The 10,916-nt window shown below is 50.4% G+C and carries 11 protein-coding genes; all 11 read left to right on the top strand.

Annotation, left to right across the window (positions count from 1 at the left end):
* The first annotated feature begins 34 nt into the window (after positions 1-34).
* The 11 genes from OXB_RS01010 to trxB all read left to right on the top strand — a co-directional run bounded on the left by OXB_RS01010 (position 35) and on the right by trxB (position 10,879).
* A complete protein-coding gene (locus tag OXB_RS01010) occupies positions 35-1,216 on the top strand; it encodes a DUF4097 family beta strand repeat-containing protein (protein WP_041071075.1) in 1,182 nt (393 codons plus the stop codon).
* Between the two features lie 326 nt (positions 1,217-1,542).
* Positions 1,543-1,890 (top strand): IS66 family insertion sequence element accessory protein TnpA, encoded by a 348-nt coding sequence (gene tnpA, locus OXB_RS01005; protein WP_041071072.1) that lies wholly within the window; start codon positions 1,543-1,545, stop codon positions 1,888-1,890.
* Entirely contained in the window at positions 1,880-2,239 is a 360-nt protein-coding gene (gene tnpB / locus OXB_RS01000; RefSeq protein ID WP_041071069.1) for an IS66 family insertion sequence element accessory protein TnpB, read from the top strand. Before tnpA ends, tnpB begins: the two co-directional genes overlap by 11 nt.
* A gap of 40 nt (positions 2,240-2,279) precedes the next feature.
* Positions 2,280-3,881 (top strand): IS66 family transposase, encoded by a 1,602-nt coding sequence (tnpC, locus tag OXB_RS00995; RefSeq protein WP_041071066.1) that lies wholly within the window; start codon positions 2,280-2,282, stop codon positions 3,879-3,881.
* A gap of 442 nt (positions 3,882-4,323) precedes the next feature.
* Positions 4,324-5,268 (top strand): HPr(Ser) kinase/phosphatase, encoded by a 945-nt coding sequence (gene hprK, locus OXB_RS00990; protein ID WP_041071063.1) that lies wholly within the window; start codon positions 4,324-4,326, stop codon positions 5,266-5,268.
* Between the two features lie 3 nt (positions 5,269-5,271).
* Complete coding sequence (lgt, locus tag OXB_RS00985; RefSeq protein WP_041076087.1) at positions 5,272-6,081, top strand: prolipoprotein diacylglyceryl transferase; 810 nt, start codon at positions 5,272-5,274, stop codon at positions 6,079-6,081.
* A gap of 13 nt (positions 6,082-6,094) precedes the next feature.
* Positions 6,095-7,036: a nucleoside recognition domain-containing protein gene (locus tag OXB_RS00980; protein WP_041071060.1), complete on the top strand. Its 942-nt coding sequence runs from the start codon at positions 6,095-6,097 to the stop codon at positions 7,034-7,036.
* Entirely contained in the window at positions 7,029-7,682 is a 654-nt protein-coding gene (ppaX, locus tag OXB_RS00975) for a pyrophosphatase PpaX (RefSeq protein ID WP_041071057.1), read from the top strand. Before OXB_RS00980 ends, ppaX begins: the two co-directional genes overlap by 8 nt.
* Positions 7,679-8,209, top strand: a complete 531-nt coding sequence (locus OXB_RS00970) for an acyltransferase (RefSeq protein ID WP_041071055.1) — start codon at positions 7,679-7,681, stop codon at positions 8,207-8,209. Before ppaX ends, OXB_RS00970 begins: the two co-directional genes overlap by 4 nt.
* Before the next feature lie 94 nt (positions 8,210-8,303).
* On the top strand, positions 8,304-9,827 hold the full coding sequence (locus OXB_RS00965) for a tetratricopeptide repeat protein (RefSeq protein ID WP_041071053.1): 1,524 nt from the start codon (positions 8,304-8,306) through the stop codon (positions 9,825-9,827).
* Between the two features lie 98 nt (positions 9,828-9,925).
* On the top strand, positions 9,926-10,879 hold the full coding sequence (trxB, locus tag OXB_RS00960) for a thioredoxin-disulfide reductase (protein ID WP_041071050.1): 954 nt from the start codon (positions 9,926-9,928) through the stop codon (positions 10,877-10,879).
* Positions 10,880-10,916 lie beyond the last annotated feature (37 nt).

The following is a 10,916-nucleotide window of genomic DNA, read 5'->3' as shown; positions in this document are numbered from 1 at the left end:
TTTAAGCGATACAAACTGACTAGGAGGCGTAATCATGCAAAATGAAAGGAAACGTATTTTGGCTATGCTGGAAAACGGAACGATCACGACGGACGAAGCACTGACACTTCTAGAAAAGCTGGGACCCTCTCAACATCGGACGAAGCCGGATGAGGATCAAAAGGATGGGCGGGCTGCACATACCGAGGAGCCTTCACAATCCGAAGAGCCTTCACAATCCGAAGAGCGGAAAAGCGAGGGAAGTCGGAGAGGACCACATACGGCAGATGATTTCCTGGAAGATCTAAAAAGAGACTTTACGAATGTCAGCGACCGATTCATGCAGTTCATGCAAACTGCTGTGCAAAAAGTCAAGTCCTTTGACTTTGATGTGCCGTTCGGAAATGCAGTTACGTTTACCCACGTCATGAATATGCCGGCTGCGGGCATCAAAGAAGTCGTCTTCGATATCGACAACGGAAAGGTGACGGTGACCCGCAGCGAGACGGATGAAGTGCAAGCTGTATTTCATGTGAAGACATACAACAACGAATCCGAGGAAGCGGCCAAACGGGATTTCCTCGAAAAGCTGATTTTCCTCAATGATCACGGTAAGCTGCGGATCATGAGTGACTTGAAAATGACGCAAGTCAATGTCGAATTGCAAGTCCCGGCGGCTGAATATGATGCCGTGACGGCAAAATTGCTGAACGGTTCCTTCAGTTTGCAAGATGTGAATGCCGAAAGACTGCGAATCAAAACAGGGAATGGAAAAGTGGAAGTGTCCGGCCTGGAATTCCAGGAAGCTGAGTTGGAGACTGCCAACGGCTCGATCCATCTGAGTGGCGCATCGGGACGAAAGCTCGAAGCCGAGACATTGAATGGCCGTGTCTATATCGATGGGGCGCTGAAAGACGTGGAAGCCCAATCGCTCAACGGCCACGTCGTCGTGACGACAACGGATAGCGAAGCCGAAAGAATCGATGTCAAGTCGATGAGCGGTTCCATCGAAATCTATATCCCGTCGAATGTGGCTTTAAGTGGAGAGGTTACTTCCAATATGGGGCGTCTGGATTTGCAACTGGATGACATCGACCGTATTGCCGAACAGGAACAGCTCTTCCACAGATCCATCCGTTTCCGGAAAGAAAGCATGGACACTTCCCGCCCGCTCCATATTACAGGCGAAGCGAAGACCGGATCCGTCCTTGTGTGCTATAACGCCAGTCATGAATAAGACGGTTGTTTATAGGTTGAACGATGAGTGGAGGGGGAATCCTTGGATTCCTCACTCCGCTTTTTTTGTTTCTTTGGGATTTCGGGTGGAGTTATAAGCGGTTGAGTGGATTTTATGAGCGGTTGGGTGGAGTTATGGGCGGTTGAGTGGAGTTATGAGCGGTTGGTTGGACTTATGATCGGTTGGGTGGATTTTATGAGCGGTTGGTTGGAGTTATGATCGGTTGGGTGGAGTTATGATGTAAGCGTCAATAGAACAACACCTCCTTTCTAAATCTGCCTTGTGAAATAATGAGGATAGATTTTAATTTGGAAAGGAGTCTTTTTATGGAAACAGACACACCATTACAGGAAATACAGGGAAGCGGTAAAGAGGAAGAGTGGATTCGTCTGATCGATGAATGGCGCGAAAGCGGGCAATCCATCAAAGATTGGGTCCACGAAAAGGAAGATATTACGTATAAACAGTTCCTTTACTGGAGAAAGCAGCTCTTCCCAGATGAAATCGAGAAACGCCCTGTCGAAATGAAAGAGACCGTTTGGTCTTCCTTGAATGTGGAGATCCCCTCCGCCACCCTAGATGTCTTCGTTCACGATTGCCGGATCGAGGTGACCACCGGTTTCGATCAGGAATTGTTTCGTGAAATTGTGGAGGTGCTTCGCAATGCGAATTAACCTTGACGGAATCCACGGAATCTATCTGGCACACGGGACAACCGATATGCGGCTCTCCATCGACGGATTGGCCGCAACGGTTCAGGAGACTTTCCAGTTGGATCCCTGTTCATCGAACCTCTTCCTGTTCTGCAGCCGAGGACGTGACCGGGTGAAGATCCTGCACTGGGACCATAACGGATTTTGGCTGTATTACCGGCGCCTTGAAAACGGCCGCTTCCAATGGCCCGACGGGCCGGAGGATACGGCGACCGTCATCACACCCCGGCAACTTCGATGGATCCTCGACGGACTAACGCTTGAAGAGGGAAAAGTGTTTCCGAAAGTCACGGCGAAAAAAGTTGTCTAACTAAAGAAGGATTCGGCCATTTTCTGTCGAAAAAGGAGGCATGAAAAAATTACAGCCACCTTCATCCCATACAACTGAACATGAAAACCGGATCCTTGAATTGGAGGAGAAAGTCGAAAAACTGGAGACGCTTGTTAACTGGTATGAGGAAAAACTGCGCTTGAAAATCCATCAGAAGTTCGGCGCTTCCAGTGAAAAGCAGCCTGTTGGCCAACTCGAACTCAATCTTTTCAATGAAGCAGAATCCGCAGCCGGCCTCAAGGAGGCCAAAGCAGAAGTGGCATCTCCTCCGGAAGACTCTTCTCCAGAGGGGAAGAGAAGATCGAGAAAGAGCCTGGCTCCAGACATTCCGACCGAAACTATCCTATACAGCCTGCCCCCAGAGGGGCGGGCCTGTTCAGATTGCGGAAATGAGGTTCATGTCATGAAAACCGAAAGCCGCCGGGAAATTAAGATCATCCCTGCTCAAGTCAAAGTCATCCAGCACGAGCGAGAAATCTATGCTTGCCGAACCTGCGAGCGGGAGAATATCAGAACACCCATCATCGCAGCACCAATGCCGGAACCGGTCATCCCGAAAAGCATGGCTTCCCCCTCGGCCGTCGCCTATGTCCTGACTCAGAAATACATGGTAGGACTGCCGCTCTATCGGCTGGAAGAGCAGCTTCGGCAGACCGGTGTCCACCTGTCGCGCCAGACGCTTTCAAATTGGATTATCCAGACAGGGGAACGCTGGATCCAACCATTATATGAGCTGATGGCAGAGTTCCTCCTGGAACAGGAGGTCCTTCATGCGGACGAGACAACGGTGCAGGTACTTCGCGAAGATGGCCGGGCTGCATCCACCAAATCCTATATGTGGCTCTACTGCACAGGAAGGAGCGGACCGCCCTGCGTGCTGTTCGATTACCAGACGACCCGAGCCGCCAAGCATCCCAAGCGGGTTCTGAAGGGATTCAAGGGGAAACTCCATACAGATGGCTACCCGGGCTATAACGATCTTCCCGGTGTCACCCTTTCAGGGTGCTGGGCCCACATGCGTCGAAAATTCGTCGAGGCTCAGAAGGCCGTAATCCGCCCTAAGGGCGGAGGGAAGACCTTTTCAGAAGAGGCCATCGATCGTATCGGGGCTATCTATGGGATTGAAAAGGAAATAACGAAGATGGAAAAGGAAGCCGGCATACAAAATCCGGAAATCCGGCGTGCCATACGTGAGGAAAAAATTCTGCCTCTTGCGGAGGCCTTTTTCGCATGGCTAAAAAAGGAGAGACCGACCATCGTACCGAAAAGCGGACTGGGTACGGCGGTCACTTACGCACTTAATCAGGAAAAGAAACTGATGGTGCCATTTTCAGATGGTCGCCTTGACATCGACAACAACCACGCAGAGCGGATGATCAAGCCATTCGTGATTGGTCGCAAGAACTGGCTATTCTCCACTACTCCACGGGGAGCTAAGGTGAGCGCCATGGCCTATAGCCTGATTGTCACGGCTAAAGAAAATGGACTGGATGTCTTCAGCTACTTAGACCACCTGTTTGAAACGCTCCCAAACATTAACATGGATGACAAGGAACGCCTTCAAAACCTTCTACCTTGGTCGGAGAAACTTCCCGTCCATTGTAGGCTCCCAAAAGAATAAACTTAGCTTATCTGATCCACGTCTTCTTATGAAGGTGTGGATCTTTTGACGCTTACGTTATGATCGGTTGGGTGGAGTTATGATCGGTTGAGTGGAGTTATGAGCGGTTGTGAGAAATTATGAGCGGTTGGTTGGAGTTATGGGCGGTTGGGTGGAGTTATGAGCGGTTGAGTGGAGTTATGAGCGGTTGTGAGAAATTATGAGCGGTTGGTTGGAGTTATGGGCGGTTGGGTGGAGTTATGAGCGGTTGAGTGGAGTTATGAGCGGTTGTGAGAAATTATGAGCGCTTGAGGGAGGGGACCGTTTCCTCCGGTGTTTGGCCATTCCGTTCTGTTCCCGCATTCCATTTCTGCCGGACGAATCTTTTCATTCGAATTCCATACGTGGTAAAATGGTTCGTAGATGTTTGAGAATTTAGGGAAAAGGGGAGGAGTGGGATCCCATGTCATCTATAACAGTAAAGGATGTTGTCGACCGTTTCGGCTTGACTGTGAGCGTTGCGGAAGAGAACATCTACAAGCGGGTCACAACTAGTGATATTTCTCGGCCCGGCCTGGAGATGGCCGGTTTTTTCGATTTTTATAATGCAGAGCGGATTCAGGTTTTGGGGAAGACGGAGTTGTACTTTTTTGCCAGCTTGTCGGATGAGGAGCGGAGGGAGCGAATGAATGGACTTTGTTCCCCCGAAACGCCGGCTTTCGTCGTGACACATGGCGTCGAGGTGCCGGAAGAATTAAGGGTTGCTGCGGGACGGGTGGGGATTCCTGTTTTGCAGACGGACACCCCGACGACGAAATTTGCGGGCATGTTGACGAATTATTTGGAAGGCCGGTTGGCTCCGATGATTGCGTTGCACGGCGTGCTTGTCGATGTTTATGGTGTCGGCATCTTGATTACCGGGAAAAGCGGGGTCGGAAAAAGCGAGACTGCCTTGGAATTGGTGAAACGGGGGCATCGTTTAGTTGCGGACGATCTAGTGGAAATCCGGGAAGTGTCGAAAAACGTATTGATCGGGAATGCCCCTAAATTGCTGGAACATATGCTGGAAATCCGGGGCGTCGGCATCATCGATATGATGACCTTATTCGGCGCGGGTTCCGTGCGGATCGATAAGCGGATCTTGATCGTCATCGATCTGGAGATTTGGGATCCGGAAAAAACGTATGATCGGTTGGGCATTGAAGATGAGAAGATGAAGATCATGGATTCCGAGGTGATTAAAATGACGGTACCAGTCCGACCGGGACGGAATTTATCGGTCATTATCGAGGTGGCTGCCATGAATCACCGGATGAAACGACTCGGGGTCAATGCGGCTGAGCAGTTCTCGGAACGGTTGGACGCGGCGATCGGGCACCAATCGGATCTGGAAGAAGGGAACGAATAATTGATGTTCACTCTACTTGAAATCAACCCTGTCGCCTTTCATCTTGGGCCTTTTCCGGTTCGTTGGTATGGCATCCTGATTGTCTCCGGCATTATTCTTGCCTATCTGGTCGTGCAGCGTGAAATGGTGAAACGCGGGATGCATAAGGATTTCCTGACGGATCTGCTCATATGGGCAGTGCCCATCTCCATCCTTTGTGCGCGGATCTATTATGTCGTCTTTTCTTGGGATTATTATAAAGACCACCCATCCCAAATCATTGAAATTTGGGAAGGAGGCATCGCTATCCACGGGGCATTGATCGGTGCGTTCCTCACGACGTATTTCTATACGAAAAAACGGGGCGTTTCCTTTTGGAAAGTAGTGGATATTGCAGCTCCGGGCCTTCTCATCGGCCAAATCATCGGCCGTTGGGGGAATTTCATGAACCAGGAAGCATACGGAGGCCCCGTTTCGGAAAAGTTTTTGGAAACGACGATCATCCCTGATTGGATCATGAACCAGATGATCGTGGAAGGGGTCACGCATCATCCGACATTCCTCTATGAATCGATGTGGAATGTCGTCGGGCTGATCATATTGATATTGCTGCGGCGTGTGAATTTGAAACGCGGGGAAATGTTTTTATTTTACCTCGTCTGGTATTCCGCGGGTCGATTCTTCATCGAAGGCATGCGGACGGACAGCCTTTATGTGGTCGGTGAATTGCGGGCGGCGCAGCTCGTTTCCGTCATCGCGATTGTCGTGGCTCTCATCTTATTCATCATAAGAAGATATGTTAAAAAAGTCGATGTCCGTTATAAGGATCAATGAGGGGGGATGTCGTTTGGAAACTGTTAAAAAAGGTTTGAAAGTCGGCCTTCAAACGACGTGGTCGCTCGGGAAGATCATCTTTCCGATCACCATCCTCGTCGTCATTTTACAACATACACCTGTGTTGCCATGGGTCATTGAACTGCTATCCCCATTCATGGGGCTCTTCGGGTTGAGCGGGGAAGCGGCAATCCCGCTAGTGCTCGGGAATGCACTGAATTTGTATGCCGGGATTGCGGGAATCCTATCCTTGGAATTGACGGTGAAGGAAGTTTTCATCATTGCTGTCATGCTTTCCTTCGCGCATAACATTTTCATTGAAACAGGCGTCGCCCTGAAAGTCGGCGTCAAGCTGTGGGTCGTGCTCGTTGTCCGCTATGGATTGGCGGCCCTGTCGGGAATTGTCATCAACTTGGTGTGGCGAGGCGGAGGAGAGACAGCGAAGTATGGCATAATGCCCAAAGCGGAGACCCTTCCGGAAGGCTGGATGGAGATTATTGTGCTGGGGGTTCAGAAAGCGTCATTCGGCGTATTGCAGCTTGCTTTGATTGTCATTCCGTTGATGGTCATCGTCCAATATTTGAAAGATCGGAACCACTTGCAGAAATTCTCGGAAAAGCTGGCGCCTTTCACGAAAGTGATCGGAGTCCAACCGAATGCTTCCATGACCCTCGTCGCGGGTTTGGTCATCGGGCTCGCATACGGGGCGGGCATCATGATCCAAGCGGTGCAGGAGGATGGAGTCAGCAAAAAAGACGCGACGCTGGCGTTTATATTCCTCGTCGCCTGCCATGCTGTCATTGAAGATACATTGCTGTTCGTCCCGCTCGGCATACCGGTGCTGCCGCTTTTGGTCATCCGGCTGATTACGGCCTTTGTCCTGACGATTGCGGTCGCGGCCGTCTGGAAGAGGAACGAGCAGCAGAAGAAGGAGGTGCCGGTGACGGATGGTTAAACCGATTACTACGTTATTATTCGATTTTGACGGGACGCTTCTCGATACGAATGAACTCATTATCGGGTCGTTCCAGCATGTGTTGAACGGACGTTTTCCCGGGAAATTCACGAGGGAGGACATCCTCCATTTCCTCGGGCCTCCGCTGATTGATTCATTCAACACGATCGATCCGGAAAATGCCGAGGCGATGGTGACCGAATATCGGGAATGGAATCATCTGATGCACGACGAACTGGCGAGGGAATTCGATGGGGTCTCGGAATCGCTGAAACAATTGAAGACGTTGGGCTTGAAGATGGCCATCGTCTCGACGAAACGCAATGAGACGATCATGAGAGGCTTAAGGCTGTTGGATGCGGAAGGGATTTTCGATGTGATTGTCGGATTGGATGATGTGACGCGTCCGAAGCCCGATCCCGAGCCGATCCTATTGGCGCTTTCGAAAGTGGGCTCGACGATCGAGGAAGCACTCATGATCGGTGATAACAGCCATGATATCGAAGGCGGGAAGAATGCCGGCGTCCGGACGGCAGGTGTCTCCTGGTCCATCAAAGGGGAAGCTTTCCTGCAATCGTTGAATCCGGATTACATGTTGCAGCATCTCTCCGATTTGCAGGACATTGTACAAGGAGAGCAAGCGTGAGGCGGACGGAAAGGCATCCGGCGAAAAACGGGGCGAATTCCCTCTGGCATATTTATAAAACGGTGCCTTTTTTGAAAGTGGCGAAGAACTTCATCATCATCCAACTGGCCAGATATACTCCCTTCATGTCGGTCAAGAATTTTTTATACCGGACCTTTTTGAGAATGAAGGTCGGACGGAAAACATCATTCGCCCTCATGGTCTTTCCGGATGTCATGTTCCCGGAACGCATCCGGGTCGGGGACAACTCCATCATCGGATTCAACACGACGATCCTTGCCCACGAGTACTTGATCGAAGAGTACCGGATCGGTGATGTCGTCATTGGCGATAATGTTCTGATCGGGGCGAATACGACGATCCTTCCGGGAGTCGAAATCGGGGACGGGGCCATCGTATCGGCCGCCTCCTTGGTGAACAGCGACATTCCCCCGGGCGCTTTCGCCGGTGGAAATCCGGCCAGAGTCATTTTCACAAAAGAAGAAATGGAAAAGCGCCAACGAGATAGATTTCCCGAGGCACAGTAATTTGATATCGCAAAGTGAAAGATATGATATAATGGGGAGAAGTACGAGAAGGGACGTATCGGACGTTCCTTCTTATTTTTTCGGGGGTTCATGATTGGATAAAAAACGCAAGATACATGACAAGAAAGTGATCTCATTCATTCCAGACGGTGAATTTTATTATCATAAAGCGATTCAAGCGATGCAGCGGGACCGTTTTGACGATGCACGCAAATACTTGATGCGGGCGACGGAGCTGAGTCCCGAAGACCCGTCGATTTTAATGCAGTACGGTGTCCTTCTGATGGAAGAAGGTCGTTTTGATGAGGCGCACGAGCACTTGATGAAAGCTCACGTACTCGATCCCTCTGAAGAAGAGGTCATCTTTTACTTGGCCGAAGTCCATGCGCATCTCGGTTTGTTGCGCGATGCCAAGAAATATGCGGAACAGTACATCTCTTTGCTCCCCGATGGCGTCTTTGCGGACGAAGCGATGGAGATCATTGATTTCGCTGAGCAGGAGGAAGCCTTTTATGATGCGGAGGAAATGCCGGACGGGGAAGTGTATTTCCTTCAGGAGAAGGCGCGGCGTCTAATGGAGGGCGGCGATTTCAAAGCGGCGGTCCACCATTTGGAATCCATCATCGTGGACTATCCCGATTTCTGGGCGGCTTATAACAATTTGGCGCTCGCCTATTTCTATATCGGGGAGACGGAGAAAGCCAGCAGTCTTCTGCATGAGGTGTTGGAACGCAATAAGGGCAATATCCATGCACTTTGTAATCTCGCTGTGTTCTATTATTATGAGAAAAAAGAGGAAGAATTGGATTCCCTGCTGGAACTGCTCTTGAAAATCAAGCCGTACCAAATCGAGCACCGCTATAAATTGGGCGCCACCTTCGCTTTGATCGGCAGGCATAAAGAAGCGTACCATTGGTTGCGCAGCTTGCAAAAACGGGGATTTGACGGAGATGCGGGATATTATTTCTGGCTTTCCCATTCAGCCTATTTTTCGGGGCATGAGACAGTGGCGAAGGAAGCCTATGCCAAGCTGATCGAAATCGATCCGACCAAAGCGGGCTATGAGCCGTGGCGCGATGTCCAAAGTGATATTCCACCGGATTCCTATGAACAGGACCGCGGGTTTTTATTGGGTAAAATCCAGAACGGCTACCGCAGTGAGCGGATGTTCGGTTTTTATTTGCTCGGCAAGTCGGGGCACAAGCAGGAAATCATTTCGCATCCGTCCTATATCAATGTCTCTGAACTAAGCGAGATGGAGCGGCTTTTCTTGGCGACCAGTCTGGACTATGAACTCGTCCCGGTCGATGAGCTGGACGAGTCGTTCCTGCGGGCTCTCGAAACGACCGATCTGCTATATGAGGAATATCGGCCGTTGAACAAGCAAGGGACGCATCTGTTCCAGATGTGGTTTGCCCTTTGTGAATCAGCGCTGAATAAATCCTACCCGTTCGCGAACCCGGCTGCATTGGCCGCCGCGGCAGATTATATGTTCCAGTCCTCGAGATATGCGGATGTGACGAAGAAGGCGCTCGCACAGAAGTATGGGATTTCGGTCCCGACTTTGACGAAGTATGTCGGCCAACTCATTGAATTCTTGCCTATTTTCGATTCCTAGATCGACCCATCGGACTACTCCTATCAGGCATAAAAGTTGAAGGGGAACCGGGAATACTTTACGATTTGTGGAGTAGAAGATGTGGAGGAGGAATTCACATGGCAACCGAGAAAACATATGACGTCATTATTATAGGAGCCGGCCCTGCAGGGATGACAGCGGCAGTATATACATCCCGAGCAAACCTTTCAACATTGATGTTGGAGCGGGGAATGCCGGGCGGCCAAATGGCAAATACGGAAGATATCGAAAACTACCCTGGTTTTGAACATATTTTAGGACCGGACCTTTCGACGAAAATGTTCGAACATGCGAAGAAGTTCGGTGCCGAATATGCCTACGGTGATGTGACGGAAGTGATCGACGGCGACGTTTATAAAACCGTAAAAGTGGGAGACACGGAATATAAAGCCCATGCGATCATCATCACAACAGGTGCAGAATATAGAAAAATGGGGATTCCAGGAGAATCGGAACTGACTGGACGGGGCGTGAGCTATTGTGCAGTCTGTGATGGGGCGTTCTTCCGGAACAAAGAGATCGTCGTCATCGGCGGCGGCGACTCCGCGGTCGAAGAAGGTGCCTACTTGACCCGGTTCGCGGACAAGGTGACGATCATTCACCGACGCGATGAATTGCGAGCCCAAAAAATACTGCAAGACCGCGCGTTCGCGAATGAAAAAATCGATTTCATCTGGAACACGACCGTCAAGAAGGTGAACGAAAAGGACGGAAAAATCGGTTCCGTCACTCTCGTTTCCACAGTGGACGGCTCCGAGCGGGAATTCGAGACGGATGGGATGTTCGTCTATATCGGAATGGACCCATTGACGGCTCCGTTCTCCGATTTAGGGATCCTTGATGAAAACGGCTATATCGAGACAAATGAAATCATGGAAACAGCCGTGCCGGGCATTTATGCGGCAGGCGACGTCCGTGAAAAATTATTGCGCCAAGTCGTGACGGCAACAGGCGACGGAAGTATCGCAGCCCAAGCGGTCCAGAAATACGTGGAAGAAGTGAAAGAAAAAACAGCTTCAGAAGCAAAGTGACGGGACAAGGAAGTATTTAATATATCCTTAATGTGCT

Origin of the sequence: Bacillus sp. OxB-1 (assembly GCF_000829195.1) — a bacterium.
In the GTDB taxonomy this organism is placed as follows: domain Bacteria; phylum Bacillota; class Bacilli; order Bacillales_A; family Planococcaceae; genus Sporosarcina.
The sequence above is the reverse complement of the archived record's forward strand: the minus strand, read 5'-3'. Positions and strand labels throughout refer to the sequence as shown.

Excerpts from the sequence above, each read along its gene's own strand:
- tnpC (WP_041071066.1), top strand. The coding sequence starts at position 2,280 with ATGAAAAAATTACAGCCACCTTCATCCCATACAACTGAACATGAAAAC.
- tnpA (WP_041071072.1), top strand. The coding sequence starts at position 1,543 with ATGGAAACAGACACACCATTACAGGAAATACAGGGAAGCGGTAAAGAG.
- ppaX (WP_041071057.1), top strand. The coding sequence starts at position 7,029 with ATGGTTAAACCGATTACTACGTTATTATTCGATTTTGACGGGACGCTT.
- tnpB (WP_041071069.1), top strand. The coding sequence starts at position 1,880 with ATGCGAATTAACCTTGACGGAATCCACGGAATCTATCTGGCACACGGG.
- OXB_RS01010 (WP_041071075.1), top strand. The coding sequence starts at position 35 with ATGCAAAATGAAAGGAAACGTATTTTGGCTATGCTGGAAAACGGAACG.
- hprK (WP_041071063.1), top strand. The coding sequence starts at position 4,324 with ATGTCATCTATAACAGTAAAGGATGTTGTCGACCGTTTCGGCTTGACT.
- trxB (WP_041071050.1), top strand. The coding sequence starts at position 9,926 with ATGGCAACCGAGAAAACATATGACGTCATTATTATAGGAGCCGGCCCT.
- lgt (WP_041076087.1), top strand. The coding sequence starts at position 5,272 with ATGTTCACTCTACTTGAAATCAACCCTGTCGCCTTTCATCTTGGGCCT.